Raw genomic sequence first — 25745 nt, 5'->3', positions numbered from 1 at the left:
TGCACCCGGCGGTGGCTGCGGCCCTACTGAGAGCGGAGGCGGACATCGGCCTCGGCGAGGTGCTCGACGTCGCCTGGCTGGCCCGCCGGATGGCCGGCACGACGCCTTCCGGGCGGGGCCAGGAGACCCACCCGGACCCCGCCCCCAGGGCTGAGCCCAGCCGCGGAGCGGGGGAGAGCGCCGCTTCCGCGCTCCGCCAGCGCTTCGCCGCGGGCGGTCCAGGGCGGTCCGCGCCGCCCGGCCGGACGGCGGGGGTGGACGTCCATCTGCTGCGCGCGGGGCCGGTGCTGTCCGCCGCGGGCAGGGTGTCCGGCGGCGGTGTTCAGGGTCCCGCGCCCACCTGGACCCTCCCGCACCGGCTGGGCCTCGCCCGCGCCCTGCGCGAACTGCGGCGCACCAGCCCCTCGCCGGTGGCCAGTGAGGTGGACGAGAACGCCACCGCCGAGCAGTGGGCGACCAGCGGCACGCTGGTCCCCGTCAGCACGCCCGCGAAGGAGCCGTACTTCGAGCTCACGCTGGTGTGCGACACCGGCGCGTCGATGCGCCTGTGGGACCGGATGCTGCGGGAGATGGCGTCCGGCGCGGCCCGGCACGGCGCGTTCCGCTCGGTGACGGTACGCCGGCTGCTGTCCGACGCCGACCCGGTGGCGCTGACGCGGCCGGGCGGCGCGACCGGGCTCGGCGAGCTGATCCAGCCCAACGGCCGGCGCATCGTGGCCTTCGTCACCGACGGGGTGAACCGGGGCTGGCACGACGGGCAGCTCGCCCGGCACGCCCACCGTCTCAGCCGGTACGGGCCCGTGGTGGTCATCCATCTGCTGCCCCGCCATCTGTGGCCGCGGACCGGGGTCAACCCGCTCCCCGTGTATCTGCGCACCGACAGCGAGGGCGTCGCCGATGTGCAGTGCCGGGTGCGGCCCGACCGGTTCACGCCCGCGGGCTGGTCATGGCACGACCTGTGGCCCGAAGGACCGCCCTGGAAGACCGCCCGTCCGCTCGCCGTGCCCGTCGTCTCGCTCGATCCCGCGTCGCTGCGTCGCTGGGTCGCCTTCCTCACCGGAGAGCCGGGGCAGATGCTCTCGGGATCGGCCTGGATCGTCACCGCCCAGGGGCAGGCAGGCGAAGGGCCGCCGGACGGGCCGCCGGACGAGCCCTTCGACGCCATGGCCGCCGCCGTACGGGGCGACACCTCACCCAGCCGACTGATCAGGGAGTTCGACGCCACGGCGAGTCCCCGGGCCCGGCGGCTGCTGCGCAGCCTGGCCACCGCGCCGCTGAACCTGGACACGATGTGGCTGGTGCACACCGCGACCAGCGGACAGCGGAACCAGTGCGGCGACCCCGCTCCCCTCGCGGAGGTCTTCCTCAGCGGGCTGCTGCGCCGTACCCCCGGCAGCGACTCGGAGGCCGACGCGAGGCCGGGCGGCGAGGACTACGACTTCGTCGAGGGAGTGCGCGGGCTGCTGCTGGCGAGCCTGGAGCGGCGTGAGGCCATCGACACCTTTATGACGGTCTCCCGCGAGGTCGCCCATCGGCTGAGGCGTTCACCTCTGGCCTTTCCCGCGCTGCTGACCTCTCCTCATGACACCGAGCTGGTACGTCAGATCGACATGGAGGTCCAGCCGCTCGCCAGGGTCGCCGCGCAGATCCTCAAGGGCCTCGGCCCCGCCTACCGGGGCGCCGTCGAACGCATCGAGCAGGCCGCCGCCCGGGCGGTCCTGGCCACGGCGCCGCAGGGCCAGGCGCATACGCAGCGGCCTGCGCCGGTTCACCCGGCGGCCACGCCGTACGCATCCGCAGGCGATGGCCCCGCCGACGCCCCCGCCCCCATCGACGCCCCCGCCCCCGCCCCAGCGGCGGGCACCCGCGTCGCCGTCCTCGGTGCGAACAGCTGCGGCAAGACCACCTTCCTCGCCGCCGCCTGGCTGGCGGCGGTCAACACGCCCAAGGAGCAGGGCCGCTGGAACATCGTCCCCATGGACGGCAGCGCCGAGCACTTCCTCATCCAGCAGACCCACAGCCTCGCCCTCGCCCGCCGCTTCCCCGAGCCCACGCTGAAGCCCAGGCCCTTCTCGTATGTCTTCCGGGCCGATCTGGGCGGCCCCCAGACGCCCGCCGACCGGCGGCTGCGCGTCGACTTCACGCTCTCCCTGCTCGACACGGGCGGCGGGGTGCTGAAGCGCGACAAGTACGGCAAGGACCCAGCCGTGGATGCCCACTTGGGGCGGTCGAACCGCATCCTGCTGCTTGTGGACCCCTTCAGTTCCGCGAAGAGGGATTCCCAGGCCGCCTATCTCACCCCGCATCTGGAGCGGCTCACCCGCGATCACTTCGAGAACGGGCGGCTGAAGCGAGGCCGGCTGCCGCACCGGGTCGCCGTGTGTCTGACCAAGTTCGACGACCCGAGGGTGTTCCGCTCCGCCCGGCGGGGGAACTGGGCCGGCCAGAACGGGCAGGGCGACCCCTGTGTGCCGCACGAGGACGCGGAGGGCTTCATCTCCTGGCTCGGCCGGAGCTCACCGGAGATCGCCGAGATCGTGGATCTGGTGCGGCTGAACTTCCTCCCGGAGCGGGTGCAGTGGTTCGTGCTGTCCGCCATCGGCATCCACCGGCGGCGCGACGGCTCCGTCGACCTTGACGACTGCTCCAACCAGACCCGCGACGAGGACGGCATTCCGATGCTGCGCGGGCCGGTCCGCCCGCTCCATGTGCTGGACCCTCTGGTCGCCCTGGGACGGCGGCGTTCCGGACTGCCGGGGAGCGCGGGCAGACAACGCAGAACACGGGGGGAGCGCTGAATGGGCCACGACGACAGCGAGTTGTGGGCGGTGTGGGCGCTGCTGTCCAAACCCCGCGGCGACGGCGGCGAGTACCGCGTACTCGCCTGCAGTGAAGGCCCCACGGCCTACGGCATGTTCGACGCCCTGGTGCGGCGGACCCTGTTCGGCACACCCCCGCAGTGGATGGGTGCCGGCGCGCCGGGGGAGGGCCTGCCCTGGATCTCGTTCGGGGCCTTCGGCGAGAGCGATCTGCCCCGCCGGCACCTCAGCATCTCCATCACCCACTGGAGCCGCCCCTCGGAGTCGTACTGGGACTCCTCGGGGCGGCGTCTCGCAGAGACGCGGTTCTTCGCCGTGCCGTACGAGGAACTCGCCCGCACCGGTCTCGGGCTGACCGGGCTGTGGCACGCCGTCCGCCCCGTGGAACTGCCGCCCGACGACGGCGAATCCCGCCTCGCCCTGCCCGCGGGCCCCGATCCGCTGCCGGATGTCGCCGAACTCCTCGACGACGAGCTGGGGTTCGACTGGGCGGCGGCCGCCGCGGCGGCGGCCCTGGAGCGCCCGCTCGCCCTGGTTCCGCGCTCCAGCCGGTTCGCCCTGACCCGTCTCGCCACCATCGACGCCGTCGCCTGGCTGCTGCCGTACGGGTGCCGGGCCGGGCTGACCGCCGCCACCTGGGCGCCGGAGCCGGGCCCGTCCACCCCCTGGCTGTGCTACACGCACAGCGACCTGGCGGACGAGCGCGTCCGGGTCTTTGAGTCGGAGCCCCCGGAGGTCTCTTCGCGCACGGGCCGCGCTCATCTGGCGCGGCTGCGGCTGCTGCGCCAGGAGCTGGGCACCCTCGGCATGCTGCGCGAGCTGGCCGCCGACAAGCGGCCCGCCCGTCTCGGCGGGCGGGCGCGGCGCGATGCCCCGGGGAGGGCCGCACAGGGACGGGGCAGGTGAGGGATGGAGCCACGGCGTCCGCAGGACCCCGGACAGCTGGGCCGGTTCACCGTGCTGTGCCGGATCGGCTCGGGAGGCTTCGGCGATGTCTTCCTGGCCCGTGAGCAGGACCGGCGGCACGAGCGGGGGCACGACCGGGGACACGAGCGGCGCCGCCGGCTCGCCGCCATCAAGCTGATCAAGCAGGACGTGGCGGACTCCGAGCGGCTCCGTCCGCGTTTCCGCAGCGAGATCGAGGCGGTCAGCCGGGTGGGCGGACAGGGCATTCCCGAACTGCTCGACGCGGACCCGGCGGCGGCACGCCCCTGGCTGGCCACCCGCTATATACCGGGCCCCTGTCTGCAGCAGCTCGTCGACCAGGCGGGGCCGCTGCACCCGGAAGCCGTCTGGGCGCTGGCCGCCGGCCTCGCGGGCACACTGGCCGACCTCCACAAGGTCGGTCTTTACCACCGCGACCTCAAGCCCAGCAATGTGCTGATCACCCGGGTGCGCCCCTGGGTCATCGACTTCAGCCTGGTCAGGCTGGTGGGCGACCCCAGCCTGACGGCGACCACGGACGCCATGGGCAGCTTCCAGTACGCCGCGCCGGAACAGGCCGCGGGCCTCGGGCGCGCCCAGGGGCAGGCCGATGTGTTCGCCCTCGGGGCGACCCTGCTGTTCGCGGCCACCGGACATCCCCCCTACAGCGGGCGGAACCAGCTCGACATCCGGCTGCGGGCGCTCACCGAGAGTCCGGACATGTCCGGGCTGCCGCGCGGTGAGCTCCGCGGCCTCGTCGGCGACTGCCTGGAGTTCGAGGCGGGAGACCGTCCCGAAGCAGCCGAGGTCCTTCAGCGGGCCGAGCATGTCGCCGGGGCCATGCGTTCCCGGCGGCTGCCGCTGCCCGCCCCGGCGCTGCGCGTGCTGGACGAGCACCGCGCCGGACTGCGAGCCGTGGCGGGCGTGGACGACGACTTCACCGAGTACGACGAAGTGTCCGTGCTCCGCCCGGCGACGATGTGCGTCGCGTCCCCCAAGCGCCGGGAGCCGCTGGTGCGCACCCGGTGGCAGTGGCAGTGCTACGACTGGCTGCGCGCCGCTCCCGCGGTGCTGGGCGCACTGGTGCTGGCCGTGACCGCCGACGGCGTTCTGTACGCCGTCGACCGGGCCGACGGCACGACGCGCTGGCGGCTGGAGCTGGGCGCCCCGGCCCGCGGCGGGCTCGCCGTAGCGGGCGACGCCGTCGCCGTGGCCACGGCCGACGCGGCGGTCCATGTGGTGCGCCTTTCTCCAGACGGGCCGTGGCCCTTCCGGTTCCGGCTGCCCGCGCCGGCCCATGCCGTGGCATACGACCCGGGCCCGCAGCCGGGCGAACCACGGCTGCTCATCGCGGCCGGACGTCTCGGGGTGACGGCCCTGGAGGCCGGGGGGCGCGTCGTGCGGTGGACGGCGGCACGGACCGGGGCGGCGGGGCGGCCCGTGCTGGACGGCGGGGCGCTGTATCTGCGCACGGCCGACGGGGCGCTGACGGCGCTGGCACTCGCGGACGGCGCACGGCTGTGGCGTGTGCCGGTGGCCGGGGCGGCATACGCGGGACCCGCCGTCGCTCACGGCAGGGTGTTCTCCGTCTCGGCCGACGGCTCGGCCACGGCGGTCGACGCAGCCTCGGGCGAGGTGCTGTGGCGGCGCAGGCTCGGTGGAACGGTGCATCTCGCGCCCGTGCCGTCGGACGGGCTGCTGCTCGTGGGGTCGGCGGAGGGCCGGGTGTGGGCCCTGGACGCCGCCGGCGGCCGGGAGATCTGGCGGCGGGGCCCGCGCGGCCACACCGGGCTCACGGCGCTGGCAGGGCCCTGCGCCCGCAGCGATGCCGCACCCGGCACATCCGACCGGGAAAGCGCCCTTCTGGCCGACCGTGACGGAATCTGCGCACTGTCGTCAGCAGACGGTTCCGAGGTGTGGCGATGGCGTGTTCGGAACGTGGCGAACCTCTGGCCGGGGCCGGGTGAACTGGTGGTCGGAGGGCTGGACGGAACGCTCCGCTGCGTCCATGCGGACGCCTCCGCGGCACGTCTGCGGCACCGGGAAGACGCCTGGATTCCGGAAGTGCCAGACACACCATGAGAAAAGCCGGAATGAATCCTTATTTTCTCCGGACACTGCTCTGAACGGGCTACTACCATCGGTCTCGCATCACGGCGGAGCGTAATGTTCAGGCCACTCTCCGCCGCCCGGTGCTGCCGACGCCGCCGCCTTCGGCCCACCGTCCCGGAGCCTTCCGGAACGGAGCACAGCGGTCGGCGCGGCGTCTGTTCGCCTCACCGCGAGAAGACGCCGCGCCCCGCCCAGGGGGGGAGCCATGAACGCCACCGCCACCGCCGCCGCACAGCCCCGGACGGCCCACCCCGCGCACCCCGCCCGGGAGGCGGCCCGGTGACCCGCCCCCGGTGGGGTCACAGTGACCGGACCCAACGGCTGGGCAAAGGAAACGACGCAGGCCACGGCAGAGCCGTGACCGAGGACGCAGCCGGGCTGTGCCCCGTGTGCCGGACACGCCGGACCGCACCCCGCTGCCCGGTCTGCGGCTGGGACGGCGGCGGTCGCGACGCCGCCGGGGGCGAGCGCGGGCGGGAGCACACGGCCGCCTGGCACTGGGACCTCCGCGCCGCCCGTCTCGCCACACGGGCCTGCCGCCCGGAGCCGGGCGCCTCCGCGACGCCCGACGGGACGCTGCACCCCCGGCTGCGTACGCTGCTGCGCCGGTCCCACCGCGTCGAGGACGACCCCGGAGCCCCCGTAGTCCCCGGAGCCCCCGGAATCCCCGGAGCCCCCGGGGACTACGGAGACCACGGCGGGCCGGAGGGCCTCGCGGACCCGGCAGCGGACGGCGACGCTGACACCGCCCCGCACGGAAACCTCTCCGGCGATCTCTCCGGCGCGGTCTCCCTGCTGACCGCGCTCGCGGCCGGCGAGATCGACGCCGTGTGCTTCCTCGGTGTGTCACCCGCGGGCCTCGCCATGGAGGAAGTGGGCCGCGACGACCGCGGCGTCCTCGGGCCCCACGACGACCGCGCCGCATTCCTCGACTGGCGTGAGGCGGTGCCCTGGCTGCGCCACCCCGCGCCGGAGCGTCAGTTCCTGCTGGCAGGCGGCATCGGCGCCGCCGCCCCCTACGGCCTCCGCGGAGTGCCGGCGGCCAGCGACACGGCCTGGGAGAGTCCGGTCGGACACGCCGTGCGCGAAGGAATCCAGGGACTGCTGGCGGCCCGCGGCCACGGCCGGGAGATCCCCCTGGTCGCGGTGGACGCGGCCCCCGGCTGGCGCTGGCCGCGGCACGCCCTGACCCTGCTGGAGCAGTACGCGCCCCCCTCCGCCACGCTCACCGTCCCGCCCGACGACCCGCGGCTGCACAGCGACCCGCGCCCGCTCACCGCTCTGGTGACCGCCGCCTGCCGCCGAGTGCCGCTGCGCTACGGCTATGCGCTGCTCACCCGGCCGCCCGACCGGCAGACCGCCACCGGCCCCGCCGCCCGCGCTCTGCTGCTCTTCCCCTGCGGCACCCTCCTGCCGGACTCCGGCGAACTCCCCGTCAAAGTGCCTCTCCTGGCCTCCCCCCAACAGGACGGTTCACTGTTCGCCCTGCCCGTGGTGGTCGCCCGCGGGCCCCATCCGCGGCGTATGAGCGTGCTGCACACCGCGCGGACACGCCTCGAACCGGGGCGCCGCACCACCGTGACCGTGCTGCTCGACGCGTCCGGCGCCGTGCGTTTCGAAGGGCCTGAGCCCCTCGCCTCCGCCGGCCCCGACGGCGACGCCGCCTTTGACTTCGACGAGCGGACGCTGCTCGAACAGCCGCCCGCCCTGACGCCGCAGCCGGAACCCCCGGCCGATCTGCTGGTGCTGCTCGAACTGGGCGGCAGCGGCGACGACTTCGCCCGGCGCACCGGCTTTCTCCAGACCGTGCTGAACCGGCTGGCCGCCGTCTGGCCGGACGGCGACGCCCTGCGCGTCGGGCTCATCGGCTATGCCGACCACGCATTCCGCACCGTGGGCCGCACCCGCGCGAGCGAGGCGCCCCTGCTCTTCTGGGGCTCCGGCACCGCCCGCGAAGCCGCCCACGCCCTGCCGGAGTTCCCGCCCTGCGGCGTCGCGGACGACTTCGGAGCACCCCTGGAGGAGGCGCTGCAGGCCGCCGCCTCTCCCGACTGCTGGCGGACCGGATCCCGGCGCGCCCTCCTGGTCGTCGGCCGGCGGCCGCCCCATCCGCCACGCCAGGGCCGGGACCAGACCCTGCCCTGCCCCGCCGGACTCGACTGGGAGGCGCTTCTGCACCATCTGCGACAGCGGCTGGGCCTGCGGGTGATCGCGGTCCGCGACCCGCGGCCGGATCTCCCGGGCCGGCCGGTCAGACCGCCGACCGGGGAGCGCATCGAGAGGTTCTGGGAGGAGCTGGGCCGCCAGGGCCGCTTCACCCTCGGCCGGCACGACCCGGACGACGTGGCGGTCTGCTTCACCCGGGCAGCCGGTCGCCGGTCCGCCGCGCCCCCGCTGCTGACCTTCGTGCCGGACGAGCCCGGCCCGTCCCCCACCAGCTATCTGACGATCGACCACGGCCTGACAGGCGGCTCCGCACAGCCGGAAGGGCGAGGAGAAGCATGAGCGCAGAAGAGCCGGGAGAAGTCCGGTTCCCACCCGAACTGAGGCCGACGGTCCGGGGCGAGGAACCCCATGCGGACAGCGCCCCGCAGTGGCGCGAGGCCGTACCCGACGCGTCCACCGCGGTACCCGGCCCACGGCCGCCCATGGGCGACCGGGTGCGCATAGGCCTGTGGGGCTCCCCCACGTCCGGCAAGACCACCTTCCTCGCCGCGTTACGGCTCGCCGCCCAGGAGCCCTCGGGCGCCTACGGGCGCTGGCAGGTGGTGGCAGGCGACGATGTGTCAGAGGCCTTTCTGATCAAGTCCTCGCGGGAACTGACCATCGACCGCAGGTTCCCCGGCGCGACCCAGGACTCCGGCCTGCTGAGCTGGCTGTTCCGCGGCGACCTCACCGGCACCCGCTATGCGAGGAAGCGGTTCGGACGCTCCCGCCGCGCCAACCGGATGGAGTTCGAGCTCAGCGTGCTGGATGTGCCGGGTGGCTTCTACGAAGACCTCTACCGGGACGTCGACGCCGACCGCAGCATCGACCATCTGGCGGCCTCCACCGGGCTTGTCTACCTGTTCGACCCGATGCATGAGGCCGTCGACGGGGACTCCTTCGCCTACCTCAACGGCACGCTCGCCCGGCTCACCCGCAGATGCATGGCCGCGGGCACCCTCGACGGCCCCTATCTGCCGCATCACATCGCGGTCTGCATCACCAAGTTCGACGACCCCGAGGTCTTCGAGCGGGCCAGACGCGGCGGCTGGACCGAACTGGGGCCGCAGGGCACGCCCGTCGTGCCCGACCCCGAGGGCTTCTTCGACTGGCTGGCCCGTGATCTGCACGGCAGCTCCATGGAACTCATCGGGCGCGCCATCAGAAGCAGCTTCCACCCCTCCCGCATCCACTACTTCGCCACCTCGGCGATCGGCTTCTCCACCCGGCCGGGCGGCGGGGTGGACCTCGGGCGGTTCGGCAATGTGCGGCAGGTGGGGGGCGAGCCGCAGATCCTCGGCGCCGTCAACCCGCACAACGTGATGGACCCGGTGATCGCTCTCCTGCTCGGCATCAAGAAGCGGTGATGACATGGACGGCATGCGCGAGGTCGAAGCGCTGTGGGCCTGGTACGGAAAGGAGCCCGGCTCCCGCAGGGAGTACAGCGTGCTCCACTGCAGCGGGGGACCCGACAAGGCACGCGTCTTCGAGAGCTACATCAAGTCCTCCGCCCCCGGGAACCCGCCGGCCGGCTCGCACCCCGGCGGGGACCGGCTGCCCTGGATCACCGTCAACGGCCGCACCGGGCAGGGGGAGCGGTGGATCGGAATCTCCTGCCTGGAACACTCGAAAAGCATCGACGGCGGCGGCAGAGTCATCTCGCCCACGCGCTATTTCATGATGCAGTACGAGGAGACCGCCCCCTGCGGCGTCACGTTTCTGGCGCTGTGGAACGCGGTGGAGACACTGCTGCTCCCCCCCGAGGGGTCCCCCCTGCGCGTGCCGGTGCGGCTCGCCGCGGACGACCGGGCGTCCGCCCTCGTCGGACTCGCCCAGATCGCCGGCGCACTGGCCCGCCCCGCGGCCGAGGCCGAGGCAGGACAACGCCAGACGGCGGCGGCCCACTGGGCGGCGGCCGTGGCCGCCTGCGTCCTCGCCGGGGACCGGGTGGTCATCACCGGCGCGGACGGGCTGGGGCTGCGCGAACGCCTCTCCGTGCTCGACGCCGTGGCCGGCTTCCTGCCGTACGGACTCCGCAGCGACCTCGCCGCCGGAAGCTGTGTCGAAGGCATGCGCCCACCTCGCACGGACCTGGCGTTCGGGCCCGACCGCACGCCTGACGCACGCAGGATCCCCCTCGGCCGGCTGCCCGCCGACCCCGCCGCGGGCGGCGAGTTCCGCGAGCGGCTGCGCCGCCTCATCGACGGCAGCGGATACCAGGATGTGCTCGCCGTTCTCTCGGAGAAGCGAGATCCGCTGAGACTGACGGACCGTCCGCAGATCCTGCGCAGCCTCGCGCCGCTCGACCCGCTGCGCCGCGCCGTGTCGGCGGTCGCCCTGAGCCATGGCCAGTCGGCCCTGGACACTCCGGACGAGCAGGCAGCCGCCACGCGCGAGACGCTGCGCATGCAGTGGCAGGACCCCCGTACCAGCCAGGACGTGACAGCACACGTCGTGGAGAAGCTGCTGGCGCCCGGCGTCGACTCCGCTGCCCCCCATGGCGAGCCGGGGGCGGCAAGCAGCCGTCGGCAGCTCCTGTGGCAGTTCGCGGTCCAGTGCGAGAAGGGCGAGGAGGTGCTGCGTACGCTCTTCGCCCACAGCACGCGGGAACCCGTCCTGGAGCACACCGCGCAGGTGGTCGAGTGTCTGCGCCTCCTCGGCCCCGAGCCGCTGTACCACAGCGTGCACACCCCGGCGGTGCTGAGGGAAGCGCCGTGGATCACGCTCGCGCTGCTGTACGCGGAGGCGGCCGACGTCCAGCGGCTGCACTTCTGGCTCACCGTCGCACAGCCCTGGGACCTGCTGGCGGAACCCTGGCTGCGGGCCTGGCAGCCGCTGATCGTCCCGGAGGCCGAGATCGCCGGTCTCGGTGTGCTCTCGGACGCGCCGGCGCCGGACGACGCGGTCGTGGTGCTGGCCGCGGCGGCGCGCGCGGGAGCGGGGGAGCCGCTGCGGGCGGTTGTGCGCTTCCTGTGGAAGGCGCTGCTCCGGGCGGCCAGGGAGGACGGCGGCCAAGACGGCGGCCCGGTCGCGCAGGAGCAGCGCGGCCGGCGCATAGCGCTGCTGGGCCTCGGCCCCGCCCAGCCGAAGGACGTCTTCCCCGACGCGGTGTCCGCAGGGGTGAACGCGCCGACGCTCGGAGAGCTGCTGGACCAGCCGCACCTGTGGGCCGAGTGCCAGGCGCACGCCGACGCCCTGCGGTGGGTGGCGGGCCAGCAGCCCGTCGGGCCCGGGGACGGAATGCTGGAGTGCCAGCGCTATGGCCAGGACGTCGAGAGGCTGTTCGGCGACGAGCACCTCAAGCCCGATCTCCGGGGATTCGTCACGGCGCTGACGAGCCTGGCGATGCGCGGGAGGCCGGGGGACGCCGTCAGCAGAATGCTGATGGACGTGCTGCGGCGGGTGCCCGTCGGGCACGGCCGTGACCACGTGACCGGGCGGCTCAACGAGTGGGTGGCAGCGCATATGCACGCCCCCGCACCCCCAGGGTTCGACGACGACCGCGCCGGAGGCGGCATCGACCCCATCGACCCCGTCGGCTCCGAGCGCTTCAGCCACGGATACGCGGAACACGAGTCCGCCACTTGGGAGAAGGCGGTCCAGCAGGCCGGAGGGCACCCCTCCGCGCCGCCGCCGGACATGACGGCTCAGCAACTGCCCGTACGACCGGCGTCCCTGGGGCTCCCCCGACCGGGGGAGCCCCAGCCGCCGGATCCGCGCCAGACCGGGGAGCAGACGGCCGCCTCCGCACAGTGGGACCTGCTCATCCAGATGGTGTCCACCGCCAGTTCGCCACAGGAAGTCGCCCGTGCCTGGGCGCCGGTGGCGGCGGGGCCGAGAGGCGAGGAGTCCCTGGCGCTCGCGGGCATGTGGTGGGGCCGGATGACGACCTCCGGACGACGCCATACGCTGCTCGACCATCTGCTGCGGGAACTCGTCGAACAGCAGCTGCTCGACGCCCATGAAGCCCATGAACTGGTCCACTTCTTCAACGTGCTGATCGTGTCGGATCGGGTCTGTGACGACCGTGCCGGCGGCTGGCACGGCCGGATCCAACTGAAGTGGGAGAAGCACCGGCTCACATGGCTCCGCAGACGTTACCGCCAGCTGAGGCGGGCGCGCCTGCGCTCCTACCTCCCACTGCCGCAGCGCAGGCGCAGCAAGCACAGCAGGCCCTCCAAGCAGAGGAAGAACGATGACGACTGACCGCGTACCCGGCAGACTCCGGGCCCCCGGGCTCCGGCCGCTGCTGGTCCTCGCCGTGCTGCTGGTCCTCGCCGTGCCGCTGACCCTCGCCGTGTCGCCGCCGCGGCCCCCGGCGGCGCGCGCCGACGACAAGCCCGCGGCCGGGCTGACCGCCCTGCTCGACCGGCTTGTCGCCCGCGGCGGCGCGAACTACGCGGTGGCGGTGGACACCTCCGACTCGATGCAGTCCAGCGGCAACTACGCCAGGACCCGGCAGGTGCTGCCGGACTTCATTGACTCGCTCACCGACGACGACCGGGTCTGTCTGGTGCCCTTCAGCGAGGGGGCGAGCGCGTGTGAACTGGTCTCCAGGACCGAGGCGAAGGCGCAGCTGAACCGGCTGCCCGAGCGTGCCACGGGCAGCGCGTCCAACTTCGGACGCGCCTTCGAGGCGGCCGTGGACGGGCTGCGCCGCTCGAACGCGGAGGTCTCCGGGGTCCTGCTGCTGTCCGACGCACAGCTCTACGCGCCCGACGACCCCCGGTTCAAGACCTTCGAGAGTCCGGGCTGGGCCGCGCTGCGCGCCGAAGTGGCCTCGCTGTCCGGCACGCAGGAGGTGACCGGCTACGGCATCCCGCTCGGCTCGGGCAAGAAGCTGGGGGACGTGCTGGCCAAGGTCTTCCCCCGGTACCGGCTGCTGGACGCGTCGGGGAGCGACCTGGCGCCACCGCTGATCGAGGCCCATGACGACATCCGCATCCGGCAGGCCGCCAAGCGGGTGCGGGACGACGAGGGCAGGGGAGTGGCCGTCTCCTGGCCCGCGCCGCCGTCCGACGAGCCGCTGCACGCCGGGAGCGAGATCCGCGCCCGGCTGACCGCGACGACCGAGGCGCTCCCCGTGCGGGTCGACTCGCTGCGGCTGGCCGGGCTGCCCGAGGGAATGCGCGTCTTGGCGGAGCCGTCAGGGCCGGTGGAGCTCGGCCCCGGGGAGCAGCGCGATGTGGTGTTCACCCTGGACGAAGCGGTCGAACACTCCGACGGGCTCTTCGACGGCAGGGAGCGCGCCACCTGGCGGCTGACGGTCGGGGGAGCGGTCTCCTCGCCGCTCTCCGACGACATCGAGCGCCATCTCGACGGCGCCTCCGCCGATCTGACCGACCGTCCGGAAGGCGAGCCGCTGACCGTCGTCGGCACCGTCGTTACCTCGGCGTCCGTGCAGTGGTGGGCCGGGGCCCTCGGGGTGCTCGCCGTGTTCCTGGCCGCGGCCGGCTATCTCTTTCTGCGCCGGAACCCTCCGATGCGCGGCATGCTGGTCGCCGAGGCGGTCGACCGGACCGCGCCGCTGCGCATCCGCGTGTACGGCCGCCGCACCATCACGGCCGACCTCTCCACGCTGGTGGAAGACGGCGGAACACTCTGGATCAAGGGCTCACCCGGGCCGCTCGGCGGCCTCCCCCCGCTGCGGCTGCGCTGCCGGATCGCCGACCGGTCCGTACGGGAGGCGGTGTGCTCACCGGGCGAGCCGCTGCTGCTCGCCGGACTGGAGTTCCGCTACCAGCCCAAAGGCTCCGGAACCCCCGGGTGACCCCGGCCCGGCTACTCTCCGACGCGCACCAGGGCGAGCGTGATGTTGTCGGGCCCGCCCGCCTCGATGGCCGACTTCCACAGCTCGTAGGCGGCCCTGCCGTCGTCGTATACGCGCAGCAGCTCCTCCAGCGCCTCCTGCGGCACCGGGTCGGTCAGTCCGTCGGTGCAGATCAGCAAGCGGTCGCCCACCGCGAGCGGAGCCGTCGAGACATGCGGCACGACGGAGCTGAACGAGGTCGCGCCGCCCAGCGCCTGCGTGACCAGGGAGGTGGTGCGCTGGCCGGGCGAGAGCGGCGGGCTGTCGTCGACGCTGAGCCGGCTCAGCCCGTCGTCGTCCATCCGCAGGACCCTGCTGTCGCCGACATTGAAGACCAGCAGCGTCTCGGTGAGCAGCACCGCGCCCGCGACTGTCGTGCCCATCGCGGTCAGCGAGGCATCGCGGTCTGCGGCCGCGTACACCGCGTGATTGCATACGTTCAGGGCGTCGCGGACGGCATGCTCATCGTCCATGGCCGAACCGAGCGCCGCGAGCCTGGTCGCCGCCAGCGCACTCGCGACCTCGCCCGCGGGCTGCCCGCCCATGCCGTCGGCGACCGCCACCACCAGGGGCCTGCCGTACGGGAACACCAGCGTCTGCGGCGTCTCGGTCTCGGTCGCACACAGCGTCCACGGTCCGACGACCAGACTGTCCTCGTTGTGGTCGCGCAACAGCCCGGAGTGGCTCAGCGCGGTCACGGCTGTATACGGCATCGCAGCGTCCGCCTCTCCCGCCCCCTGTGCGTGATGCCCTCCTGCCATTGTCTCTCCGCGGCGGTGGGTTCCCCTTCCCATGACTGCGGGCTCCGCCCCCCTCCCCCCTTCGGGGGAGGGGGCGCGGGGCTGCCGCCCCGCGCCCCCGCTGTACGGCCTTCGGCCGTGTCTCAAGCTCCCCAGCTACCGCTGGGAGGCGGAGGTGACCCCAATGCACTGGAATTCCGGCGCAGCCGAACACCAGCCCCGCCGGTGCGGGAGGCGCGCATTCAGCCCCGCCGGCGTTTGAGGCGCAAGAACCCGCACAATCAAGCCCCGCCGGCGTTTGAGGCGCGAGAACCCGCACAATCAAGCCTCGCCGGCGTTTGAGGCGCGGGAACCTGAAACCAAGCCCCGCCGGCGATTGAGGCGCAAGAGCCCTCATATCCCAGCCCCGCCTGGGGGTACCTCCCAGCGGTAGCTGGGGGAGTTTGAGGCGCGGGGGTTCGGGGGCGGAGCCCCCGTGAACGGGGTCTGGGGCGGAGCCCCGGTTTCGGGATGCCACGTGGCCTCGCCCGCCACCCGGACCCCCGTCCGCCCCCCTGGCCGCACCGGCACCGTCCCGGCCACCCGCACGGCGACCGGCGCGTCGAGCCCCTCGACCTCGACCGTGGCCATGGCGTCATGCCCGTAGAAGCGGACGTCCGTCACGACGCCGCACGCCCCGCCCCCCTCCGCCTCGGTGAGCCGGAGCTGCTCCGGCCGCAGCAGCACCAGACCCTCGCGCGCCCCGGCGGGCGCGGCCGTCAGCGGCACCCGGCCCAGCACGGTGGCGGCCGCGGCTGCGCCTTTCGCGTCCGCCGTGCCGGAGACGAGGACCGCGTCGCCCACGAAGCCCGCCACCCAGGGGTCGGCGGGCCGGTGGTAGACGTCCTCGGGCGTGCCGCACTGGGCGACCCGGCCGTCGCGGACGACGGCGACGAGGTCCGCCGTGGACAGCGCCTCCTGCTGGTCGTGGGTGACCAGCACGGCCGTCGCCCCGGTCGCCCGCAGTGCGGCGCGCACATCGTCCCGCACCCCCGCCCGCAGCGCGCTGTCCAGCGCGTTGAACGGCTCGTCGAGCAGCACCAGCTGCGGCTCGGGGGCGAGCGCCCGGGCGAGTGCGATGCGCTGCTGCTGCCCGCCGGACAGCTCGTGCGGCATGCGCGCGCCGTAGCCCGCGAGCCCGACCAGCTCCAGCATGCGGTCCACCCGGGCGCGCCGGGCGGCCCGGTCGACGCCGCAGAGCCCGTACGCCACATTGCGTGCCACGCTCAGATGCGGGAACAGCGCGCCCTCCTGCGGCACGATGCCGATGCGCCGGCGCTCCGGCGCGATATGCGCGCCGGGCCCGCTCAGGACGCGCCCGCCGACGGCGACGCTGCCCTCGTCGGGCCGCAGAAACCCGGCGACGATGCGCAGCATGGTCGTCTTGCCGCAGCCCGAGGGGCCGAGGACCGCGGCCAGCGCGCCGCCGGGCACCGTCAGGTCGAGTCCGTCGAGGACCGCGCCCTCGGGGCCGTATGCCTTGACCAGTCCTTTGATCTGAAGGTCGGTCATGTTCTGTGCCTTCCGAGGAGATACGACGGGACGGCGGCCAGCAGGATCAGCGCGGCGGCGTAGGGGGCAGCGGCGGCGAACGACCCCGCGCCGGTCTCCGTCCACAGCCGGGTGGCGAGGGTGTCCATGCCGGTCGGCCGCAGCAGCAGCGTCGCGGGGAGCTCCTTCATGCACACCACGAACGTCAGTGCCGCGCCGGCGGCGACTCCGGGCGCGGCCAGCGGCACGGTGACTGTGCGCAGCACCGCGAGCGGCGAGCGTCCCAGTGAGCGGGCGACGTCCTCCAGCACCGGCGGGGCCTGGAGGACCGCGGCACGGGTGGCGGCCGCCGCGACCGGCAGGAACAGCACCGCGTACGCGCAGACCAGCAGCGGCAGTTCCTGGTAGAGGGGCCGGGCGTAGCGGACCGCGAAGAACACCAGGGCGAGGGCGACGGTGATGCCGGGCAGGGCGTGACCGGCGTAGGCCGCCTGCTCCAGCAGCCGCGCGCCCCGGCCGCGGTGGCGGGCGGCGATCACCCCGACCGGGAGGGCGAGCAGCGTGGTGAGCGCCGCGCCCGCCGCGGCCGTGCCCAGGGTGGTCAGGGAGGTGTCGGCCAGTGTGCCGGGGTCCCAGGTGGCGGAGTTGCCGACGGCCAGCCAGTAGCCGAGCGTCGCGAGCGGGAAGCCGGCGGCGACGGCGACGACCGCGCCGCACCAGCCCAGCGCGGGCAGCCGGAGCCGGCCGAGCGGCGCGGGCTCGGCGGGGCGGGCCGTGCCCGCGCCGGTCCTGGCGTGCCCGGCGCGGCCGCGGGTGCGGGTCTCGGCCGCCACCAGCGCCACCGTCATCAGCACCAGCACGGCGCTGAGCGCGGCGGCCGGGGTGCGGTCGAAGCTCGCGCGGTAGGAGGTGTAGATGCCGCGGGTGAAGGTGTCGTACCGCATCAGCGACACGGCCCCGAAGTCGCTGAGCACATACAGCGCCACCAGCAGCCCGCCTCCGGCGGCCGCCGGGCGCAGCTGCGGCAGCGTGACGCGCAGGAAGGTGCTCAGCCTGCCGTGTCCCAGGGAGCGCGACACCTCCTCCTGCGCGGGGTCGGTGCGGCGCAGCGCGGCGGCGACGGGCAGATAGACATACGGGAAGCTGACCAGGGTCAGCGCCAGCGCCGACCCGGTGAACCCGGCGAGGCCGGGGGCCGCCGACAGCCAGGTGAAGGCGGCTACATAGCTGGGCACCGCCAGCGGCAGGGTGACCAGCACCGACCAGACGCGCGCGCCGGGCAGCGCGGTGCGCACGGTCAGCCAGGCGAGCGAGACGCCCAGCACCAGAGCGCCGAGGACCACGGCGGCGGTCAGTCCGAGGCTGTGGCCGAGCAGCAGCGCCGTACGGTCGTCGGCGATGACGTCCCAGGCGTAGGCCGGGCCCCGCTCCAGGGCGCGGACGGCGAGATAGCCCAGCGGCAGCACCGCAAGCAGGGCGGCCGCGCAGGCGGGGACGAGCAGTGCGGGGGACGGGCGGCGGCCCGCGGCGACGCGCCGCCGCCCGGCGGGCGGCTTGGCTGCCGCTGCCGGGCGGTCGGCGGAGTGACCGGTGGTCGGGTCGGTCACGTCAGACCATTCCGACGTCCTGGAGTATGGCCAGGGTCTCCTTCAGGGAGTCGAGTTCGCCGAGGTCGATCTCCGGGGTCGTCAGGGACTCGAACGGAGGCAGGTCCTCGACGTCGCTGGTGACGCCCGCGGCCAGCGGGTACTCCTTGGTCTTGTCGGCGAAGTGCCGCTGGGCTTCGGCCGACAGCAGGAAGTCCACGGCCTTGCGGGCGTAGGCGCTCTGCTCGGCGTCCGCGCCCTTGAGCATGCCGACGCCGGCCACATTGACCAGGCCGCCCGGGTCGCTCTTGGCGAGGAAGTGGATTCTGACGTCGAGCTTGTCCTCGCCCTTCTCGGCGACCCGCTCGTACCAGTAGTAGTGGTTGACGAGTCCGAGCGAGACCTCGCCGGAGTCGACGGCGTCCATCACGGCGAGGTTGTTCTCGTAGGGCTTGCCGTTGGCCTTGAGCCCCTTGAGCCAGTCGCGGGTGGCGTCGTCGCCCTCCAGCACGCGCATGCCGGTGACGAACGACTGGAAGGAGGCGTTGGTCGGGGCGTAGCCGACCTTGCCCTTCCACTCCGGCTTCACCACGTCGTGGACGGAGTCAGGCGGGGTGGCGACCTTGTCCGGGTGGTAGGCGATGACGCGGACGCGCCCGCTGAGCCCGATCCAGTCGCCGGCGGCGCCGCGGTAGGCGGGGGCGACCTTCTCCAGGGCGGTCTGCGGCAGCGGTGCGAGCCTGCCCTCCTTGGACAGCGCGCCGAGCGCGCCGGCGTCCTGGGAGAGGAACAGGCCCGCCTCGGTGGCGTCGCCCTCCTCCAGCAGCTGCGCGGACAGCTCCGCGCTCCCTCCGTAGCGGACCTCGACGCGGGTGTCGAGGGACTCCTCCAGCTTGTCGATAAGAGACCCCACGAGCTTCTCGTTGCGGCCCGAGTAGATCACAAGGCCGGCCGGTTCATCGCTGCCGCAGCCCGCGAGCAGGGGGGATATCAGGGCTGCCGCGGCGAGCGCGGTGAGGGTGCGGGCCAACGGGCGTCGCATGAGGGGGATGCCTTCCTGCTGTGCCTCTCGTCGGCGCGCCGCAAGGTGCGGGGCCGACGGGGGCGGTGGACCGGCGCCGGGGAGGAACCGAGGAGCTTAGGCATAAATAAGGTAAAGCTAACCTAAGGGTCAAGGGTTTCGGATGTAACAGCTCGGCCGCGAAAAGGCCGCGGATTCGACTGCGGCGTCTGGCCTGAACCTTTCGCTCACGCTCAAGGCGTCGGAGTGCGGAAGCAGTTGCCCCGTGCGCGGCGCGCGCCGTGACCCCGCGCACCGGACCGGCGGCGCGCGCCCCCTTCCCGATAAGGCCAGCCTTACCTACTATGCCCGCCGTGACGACCCACCCCGCCCCGCTCACCAGCGGCAACACCCTGCCCCTCGCGTGCGGCCTCGCCGCCCACGGCGAGCGCACGGCCCTGCTCACCTCCGATGGGGAGATGACCTACCGCGAGCTGGCCGCACATGTGGCGGACGCCGCCCGCCGATTGGGGCCCGAGCGCCGTCTGGTGCTGCTGCCTGGCGCGAATACGCCGGAGGCGCTTATCGTCCATCTCGCAGCCCTCTCGGCCGGCCACCCGGTCCTGCTGGTGCCGGGCGACCACCCGGAGGCGGCCCGGCAGCTGGCCGACGCCTACGACCCCGACGTCGTCGTACGGCCCGCTGGCCCCGGCGAGCCCTGGATCCTCGACGAACGGCGCACGGGGACCGCCCATGACCTCCACCCGGACCTCGCCCTGCTGCTGTCCACCTCCGGCTCCACCGGCTCGCCCAAGCTAGTCCGCCTCTCGTACGACAATGTGCAGGCCAACGCCGAGTCGATCGCCGCATACCTCGGCATCCGCGACACCGACCGCGCCGCCACCACCCTGCCCATGCACTACTGCTACGGGCTGTCCGTCCTCCACAGCCATCTGCTGCGCGGCGCGGGCCTGATCCTCACCGGTCTCTCGGTGGCCGACGCCTGCTTCTGGGAGCTGTTCCGCACCGCCCGAGGCACCGCCTTCGCCGGCGTCCCTTACACCTTCGAGCTGCTCGACCGCATCGGCTTTGACGCCATGGACCTGCCGCGGCTGCGCTATGTCACCCAGGCCGGCGGCCGCCTCGCCCCCGAGACCGTGACCCGCTACGCCGAACTGGGCGCACGCCGCGGCTGGGACCTGTTCGTGATGTACGGCCAGACCGAGGCCACCGCCCGCATGGCCTATCTGCCGCCCGATCTCGCGGCCGCCCACCCCGCGTCCATCGGCGTCCCGGTGCCCGGCGGCGCCTTCCGCCTCGACCCCGTGGACCCCGTGGACCCCGTGGACCCCGTGGACCCCGTGGACTCCGTGCACTCTGCGGAGGACGTCCCCGGCCCGGACGCCGGGGAACTCGTCTACACCGGGCCGAATGTGATGCTCGGCTACGCCCGCACCCCGGCCGACCTGGCACGGGGCCGGGACATCCGGGAACTGCGCACCGGCGACCTCGCCCGGCGCACCCCCGAAGGGCTGTACGAGATCGTCGGCCGGCGCAGCCGCTTTGTGAAGATCCTCGGCCTGCGCATCGACCCCCAGCGCATCGAGACGGTCCTCGCCCGCCACGGCGTCACCGCACTGTGCGCCGGCGACGACACCACCCTCGTGATCGCCGCGGCCGACGCCCCGGACGCCGACGCGGACCGCATACGCAGCCTGGCGATACGGGAGTGCCGACTGCCGCCGCGCGCGGTCCAGGTCCAGCTGCTCGCCGAGCTGCCCCGGCTGCCCACCGGCAAACCCGACTACCAGGCCATACGCGCGCTCCCCCGCGAGAGCGGGGACGCCCGGCCGCTGCCCGGCGACCCCCGGCCGCTGCCCGACGATCTGCGCCAGCTCTACGCCCGCATCCTCGACCGCGCCGACGTGACCCCCGACAGCAGCTTCGTCAGCCTCGGCGGGGACTCTCTGTCGTATGTGGAGATGTCCCTCCAGCTGGAGAAGCGACTCGGCAGCCTGCCGCCCGACTGGCACACCAGACCCATTCGCGACCTCGCCCAGCCCCGCGAGCCCGCGGCGTCACAGGCCGCCTCCCGGCCCTGGCCCCGCAGGCGGACCCTGGAGACCAGCGTCGCCCTGCGCGCCCTCGCGATCTTCTTCATCGTCGGCTCGCACATCCATGTCTTCGGCGTCAAGGGCGGCGCCCATCTGCTGCTCGCTGTCGCCGGATACAACTTCGCCCGCTTCCACCTCACCGACGCCCCCCGGCGTGAACGCATCCGCCACGCCTGCACCAGCATCGCGCGCGTCGCGGCGCCCAGCATGGTGTGGATCGGCGGCATGCTGCTGCTCGCGGACGACTACACCCTCAGCAATCTCGCCCTGCTGCACAGCGTCCTCGGGCCGCACGACAACCCGACCGGAATGCACTTCTGGTTCATCGAGGCCCTCGTCTACATCCTGGCCGCCGTCGCCGCCCTGCTCGCCCTGCGCTGGGCGGACCGGGCCGAGCGCCGCTTCCCGTACGGGCTGCCGCTCGCGATCGCCGCCGCCGGGCTGCTGACGCGTTACGACCTCCTCGGCCTCCCCGACCGCTCGCTGATGCCCGACGCCGTCACCGTCTTCTGGCTGTTCGCCCTCGGCTGGGCGGCGGCGAAGGCCGCGTCCGTACGGCAGCGGCTGCTCGTCACGGCCGTGACCCTGGCGACCGTGCCGGGCTTCTACCCCGAGGAGCCCATGCGCGAGGCGCTCATCGTGGCGGGCTTCGCGCTGCTGGTGTGGGTCCCGGCGCTTCCCAGCCACGAGCGGCTCAACCGGCTCGCCGGAGCCCTGGCGACCGCCTCGCTGTACATCTATCTGACGCACTGGCAGATCTATCCGCTGATCGACGACTTCTCCCGCCATCTGGCGTTCCTCGCGTCGCTGGTCTTCGGCGTGGCGTACGCGGCGGCGGCGAACCGCACGATGCGGGCGCTGCCGCGCCTCCGCGCCCCGGGGCTCCGTCTCCCGGACGCGGCTGGAAAATCCAGCCCCTCCGGCGTTTGAGGAGCGGGGGTCCGGGGGCGGAGCCCCCGCAGTCAAGCCCCGCCGGCGATTGCGGCGCAGGGTGGGGGCGGAGCCCCGGTCCGGACAAGGCGCCTCACCCCTTGAGGACCCCCAGCGGCACAAGCCTCGCCACCCGCCTGCACAACCCCGCCCCCTCACTCGCCCGCACCACCGCGTCGATGTCCTTGTACGCAAGCGGCGCCTCCTCCGCGAGCCCTCGGGCCGAGGAGCCGCGGACCATGACGCCGGCCGCCTCCAGGTCCGCCCGCAGCCGGCGGCCGTCGACCTCGCGGGCCGCCCGGTGGCGGCTGCGCACCCGGCCGGCGCCGTGGCAGGTGGAGTGCCAGGCGCCGCCGCCCGCCACCCCCGCCAGCACATACGAGGCGGTGCCCATCGTGCCGGGGATCAGCACCGGCTGGCCCACCGGGGCCAGATCGTCCGGCAGCTCCGGATGCCGGGCGGGCAGCGCCCTGGTCGCGCCCTTGCGGTGGACGCACAGCCGCCGCTCCCGCCCGTCGGCCGTATGCGTCTCCATCTTGGCCATGTTGTGCGAGATGTCGTACACCAGATCCACCGGACACCCCATGACCTCGTCGAACGCCCGTCTCGCCGTATCGCCCAGGACCTGCCGGTTGGCCCGGGCGTAGTTGGCGGCGGCCGCCATCGCCGCCAGGTAGGAGCGGCCCTCCGCGCTGTCCACGGGGACACAGGCGAGCTGCCGGTCCGGCACCCGGATGCCATAGCGGTCCATCGCCCGGTCCATCGTGCGGACATGGTCGGTGCAGATCTGATGGCCAAGCCCCCGCGAACCGCAGTGGATCATCACACAGATCTGTCCCTCGCCGAGGCCCATGACCTGCGCGGCCCGCTCGTCGTACACCTGCTGCACGGACTGCACCTCCATGAAGTGGTTGCCGGAGCCGAGGCTGCCGACCTGCCCGAGGCCGCGGTCCACCGCCCGGTCGCTCACCTCGTCGGCCGCGGCCCCCGCCAGCACCCCGCGGTCCTCGCAGCGCACGAGGTCGCGGGCCACGCCGTGGCCGCGCTCCACCGGGTACCGCGCGCCGTCCGTCAGCACTCCGCCGAGCTCCGCGCGGCGCAGGCTCCAGATGCCGCCCCGGCCGGGGCCCCGGGGCACACGGGCGCTGAGCAGATCCATCAGCTGCCGCAGCCGCGGGCCAAGCGCCTCCGCGTCGCAGTGCGCGGCCAGCAGCCGGACCCCGCAGGAGATGTCGAAGCCGACGCCGCCGGGGGAGATCACCCCGCCCGCGTCCGGTTCGGTCGCCGCGACGCCCCCGATGGGGAAGCCGTACCCCCAGTGCACATCGGGCATCGCATAGGAGGCCCCGACGATGCCCGGCAGCGCGGCCACGTTCACGACCTGTTGCAGCGCCTGGTCGCCTGCGACGTCCGGCAGCAGCTCGGCCGAGGCGAAGACGACCCCCGGCACCCGCATGCCCTCGCCCCGGGGAATCCGGAACCGGAACGCGCCGTCCGGGACCAGCTCCACATCCACCACCGCGAAGCACCTCCTCACCGGCTCCCACGTCGCACCACGCGCCGTCCACGCGGCACCCATATGTCGCCCGTATGTCGCCCGCGCGCCGCTCGTACGTCCTCACACGTCCTCACACGTCGACGGTGACCGCACACCGCCAGCCCGCCGCCCCGCGCCCGAACTCCAGGCCGTGCCAGGTGACCGCCTTGGGCGCGGCCCCGACGACCGGGCAGGAGCGGGCGTCGGCCATCCGCAGCACCGCGTGCACACCGCCGTCCACGGGTGTGACCTCGACGCCGACGGGCGCCTCGCCCTCGGCGTCCAGCCAGTACACGACCTCTTCCAGCAGCGCCACCAGCAGTTCCTCGTCGCTCCCGGCGAGCACCGCCGCCTCCCGCCTGCCGACGGCCCTGGCTCCCCGCAGATCGAGGAACGACTCGCAGACCCCGTGGACGGCCTGTTCCAGGCACTCCTCACGCGTCGCGCCCCATGCCTCGACCCGCAGATCCGCGGTGTGCGGAACACTGCGCCGGCCGGCGCTCTCGGGTGGCAGGTCCACAGTCGCCTCCTGTCCCTTTCATGGTGCACCGCCCGGCGGCCGCGCACCGCTCGGCGGGGGCGCACGGCTCGACGGCGGCGCACCGCCCGGCGGACATGCCCGCCCCGCGGCCGCGGTCCATGCTGGAGACATGGCCCGGGCAAACGAGGAGGTCGAGGCGCTGCTCCAGGAGTACGCCGACCTCATCGCGATCAGCGGCGGCGACGCCTTCAAGGCGCGCGCCTACGAAAAGGCCGCACGCGCCATCGGCGGACACCCCGCCGACATCGCCAAGCTCGACGCCAAAGGGCTGCGGGAGATCCCCAACGTCGGCAAGTCCATCGCCGACAAGGTCGTGGAGTATCTGCACACCGGCCATGTCCCCGCGATCGACGAGACCCGCGCGACGATCCCGGCCGGCGTCCGCGCACTGATCGCCATCCCCACGCTTGGCCCGAAGAAGGCCCTGGTGCTCCACCGGGAACTCGGCGTCTCCTCCGTCGACCAGCTCCTCGACGCCATCCACGCCGAACGGCTGCGGGACCTCAAGGGGTTCGGCGAGAAGACCGAGGAGAATCTGCTGCACGGCATCGCCCTGATGCAGAAGGCCGGCGAAGGCCGCATCCTCATCAGCGCGGCCCTGGACGTCGCCGAGCAGATCACCGGCGAACTGTCCACGATCCCCGGCTGCGAGCGGTGCGTCTACGCGGGCTCGCTGCGCCGGATGCGCGAGACCATCGGCGACATCGACATCCTGGTGGCAGCGGACGACTCCACACCCTTCATGGAGGCGCTCGGCAGCCTGCCGCAGACCGCCGAAACCATCGCCCACGGCGAGAAGAAGACCTCCATCCGCACCACCAAGGGCCTCCAGGTGGACCTGCGGGTCCTGCCGCCGGTCTCCTGGGGCGCGGGCCTGCAGTACTTCACCGGCAGCAAGGCCCACAACATCCGCACCCGTGAGATCGCGGTGCGCAAGGGCCTCAAACTCTCCGAGTACGGACTCTTCCACGCCAAGAGCGGACGGCGCGTCACCTCACGGACGGAAGAAGACATCTACGCCCGCCTCGGCCTGCCCTGGATACCGCCGCCCCTGCGCGAGGACCGCGGCGAGATCGCCGCCGGACTGGCGGGCGAACTCCCCGACCTCGTCACCGAGGACGACATCCGGGGCGATCTGCACACCCACACCGACCTCACCGACGGCCTCGCCCCACTGGAGGACATGGTCGCCGCCGCGGCCGACCGCGGCTATGCGTACTACGCGGTCACCGACCACGCCCCGAACCTCTCTATGCAGCGCATGACCGACGAGAAGATGCTCGCCCAGCGCGACCGCGTCCGAGCGCTCGACCGCGCCTTCCGCGGCATGCGGCTGCTGCACGGCACCGAGCTCAACATCGGGCCGGACGGCGAACTCGACTGGCCCGATGACTTCCTCGCGGAGTTCGACCTCTGCGTCGCCTCCGTCCACTCCCACTTCAACCAGAGCCGCCGGGCCCTCACCCGCCGTCTGATCCGCGCCTGCGAAAACCCCCATGTCGCGATCATCGGCCACCCCACCACCCGCCGCATCGGCAAACGCCCGCCCATCGACGCCGACTTCGACGCCGTCTTCAAAGCCTGCGCGGACACCGGCACCGCCCTGGAGGTCAACTCCCATCCGGAGCGCCTCGACCTGCGCGACGAGGACATCCTGCGCGCCAAGGAGTACGGCGTGAAGTTCGCCATCGACTCCGACGCCCACTCCACCACCCATCTGCCCTATCTGCGCTATGGAGTCGGCACCGCCCAGCGCGGCTGGCTGACGAAGGACGACGTCATCAACACCTGGCCGCTCACCAGGCTGCGCCGCTTTCTGCGCAAGGGCTGACGGCGGATCCGAGTATCCTCCGGTTCTGCCCTGCCCCGCGGCCCACCCGCCGGTCCCTGCAACGGAG

At 73.5% G+C, this 25745-nt stretch carries 15 protein-coding genes; 9 read left to right on the top strand and 6 right to left on the bottom strand.

The annotated features are described in order from the left end of the window. Positions 1 to 11: 11 nt before the first annotated feature. The 7 genes from OF819_RS05185 to OF819_RS05155 all read left to right on the top strand — a co-directional run bounded on the left by OF819_RS05185 (position 12) and on the right by OF819_RS05155 (position 13830). Positions 12 to 2798, top strand: coding sequence for an SAV_2336 N-terminal domain-related protein (locus tag OF819_RS05185; RefSeq protein WP_267242140.1), 2787 nt, complete (start codon positions 12 to 14; stop codon positions 2796 to 2798). Next, a complete protein-coding gene (locus OF819_RS05180) occupies positions 2799 to 3725 on the top strand; it encodes a hypothetical protein (RefSeq protein ID WP_267242139.1) in 927 nt (308 codons plus the stop codon). Between the two features lie 3 nt (positions 3726 to 3728). After that, the gene (locus OF819_RS05175) at positions 3729 to 5825 is read left to right on the top strand and encodes a PQQ-binding-like beta-propeller repeat protein (protein WP_267242138.1); all 2097 of its coding nucleotides are present in this window, start codon (positions 3729 to 3731) and stop codon (positions 5823 to 5825) included. Positions 5826 to 6212: 387 nt separating this feature from the next. Beyond that, positions 6213 to 8360, top strand: coding sequence for a hypothetical protein (locus OF819_RS05170; RefSeq protein WP_267242137.1), 2148 nt, complete (start codon positions 6213 to 6215; stop codon positions 8358 to 8360). Continuing rightward, positions 8357 to 9427, top strand: a complete 1071-nt coding sequence (locus tag OF819_RS05165; protein WP_267242136.1) for a hypothetical protein — start codon at positions 8357 to 8359, stop codon at positions 9425 to 9427. Before OF819_RS05170 ends, OF819_RS05165 begins: the two co-directional genes overlap by 4 nt. A 4-nt stretch (positions 9428 to 9431) precedes the next feature. Next, positions 9432 to 12266 carry a hypothetical protein gene (locus OF819_RS05160; protein ID WP_267242135.1) on the top strand — a complete coding sequence of 945 codons (2835 nt, stop codon included), beginning with the start codon at positions 9432 to 9434 and terminating at the stop codon, positions 12264 to 12266. Further along, complete coding sequence (locus tag OF819_RS05155; protein ID WP_267242134.1) at positions 12256 to 13830, top strand: vWA domain-containing protein; 1575 nt, start codon at positions 12256 to 12258, stop codon at positions 13828 to 13830. Before OF819_RS05160 ends, OF819_RS05155 begins: the two co-directional genes overlap by 11 nt. An 11-nt stretch (positions 13831 to 13841) precedes the next feature. On the opposite strand, the gene OF819_RS05150 is transcribed toward OF819_RS05155, so the two are convergent. The 4 genes from OF819_RS05150 to OF819_RS05135 all read right to left on the bottom strand — a co-directional run bounded on the left by OF819_RS05150 (position 13842) and on the right by OF819_RS05135 (position 18767). Next, a complete protein-coding gene (locus tag OF819_RS05150) occupies positions 13842 to 14582 on the bottom strand; it encodes a PP2C family protein-serine/threonine phosphatase (RefSeq protein WP_267242133.1) in 741 nt (246 codons plus the stop codon). A gap of 420 nt (positions 14583 to 15002) precedes the next feature. After that, a complete protein-coding gene (locus OF819_RS05145; RefSeq protein WP_267242132.1) occupies positions 15003 to 16160 on the bottom strand; it encodes an ABC transporter ATP-binding protein in 1158 nt (385 codons plus the stop codon). Next, a complete protein-coding gene (locus OF819_RS05140; RefSeq protein ID WP_267242131.1) occupies positions 16157 to 17746 on the bottom strand; it encodes an ABC transporter permease in 1590 nt (529 codons plus the stop codon). The genes OF819_RS05145 and OF819_RS05140 overlap by 4 nt, the downstream gene beginning before the upstream one ends. A gap of 1 nt (position 17747) precedes the next feature. Continuing rightward, positions 17748 to 18767: an iron ABC transporter substrate-binding protein gene (locus OF819_RS05135; protein WP_267242130.1), complete on the bottom strand. Its 1020-nt coding sequence runs from the start codon at positions 18765 to 18767 to the stop codon at positions 17748 to 17750. Positions 18768 to 19099: 332 nt separating this feature from the next. On the opposite strand from OF819_RS05135, the gene OF819_RS05130 reads away from it, so the two are divergent. Continuing rightward, entirely contained in the window at positions 19100 to 21769 is a 2670-nt protein-coding gene (locus OF819_RS05130; RefSeq protein WP_267242129.1) for an AMP-binding protein, read from the top strand. 94 nt (positions 21770 to 21863) lie between these two features. On the opposite strand, the gene OF819_RS05125 is transcribed toward OF819_RS05130, so the two are convergent. Both OF819_RS05125 and OF819_RS05120 read right to left on the bottom strand, forming a co-directional pair. Further along, positions 21864 to 23288 (bottom strand): RtcB family protein, encoded by a 1425-nt coding sequence (locus tag OF819_RS05125; protein ID WP_323748896.1) that lies wholly within the window; start codon positions 23286 to 23288, stop codon positions 21864 to 21866. Positions 23289 to 23397: 109 nt separating this feature from the next. Then, positions 23398 to 23826, bottom strand: a complete 429-nt coding sequence (locus OF819_RS05120; protein ID WP_267242128.1) for an archease — start codon at positions 23824 to 23826, stop codon at positions 23398 to 23400. 130 nt (positions 23827 to 23956) lie between these two features. Here OF819_RS05120 and polX point away from each other — a divergent pair, with 130 nt between their 5' ends. After that, positions 23957 to 25678, top strand: a complete 1722-nt coding sequence (polX, locus tag OF819_RS05115) for a DNA polymerase/3'-5' exonuclease PolX (protein ID WP_267242127.1) — start codon at positions 23957 to 23959, stop codon at positions 25676 to 25678. The last annotated feature ends 67 nt before the right edge of the window (positions 25679 to 25745 follow it).

The sequence above is a fragment of the Streptomyces sp. PR69 genome, from assembly GCF_026420845.1.
GTDB lineage: Bacteria > Actinomycetota > Actinomycetes > Streptomycetales > Streptomycetaceae > Streptomyces.
Note: the sequence above shows the minus strand (reverse complement) of the source record. Positions and strands in the feature narration are given on the sequence as shown.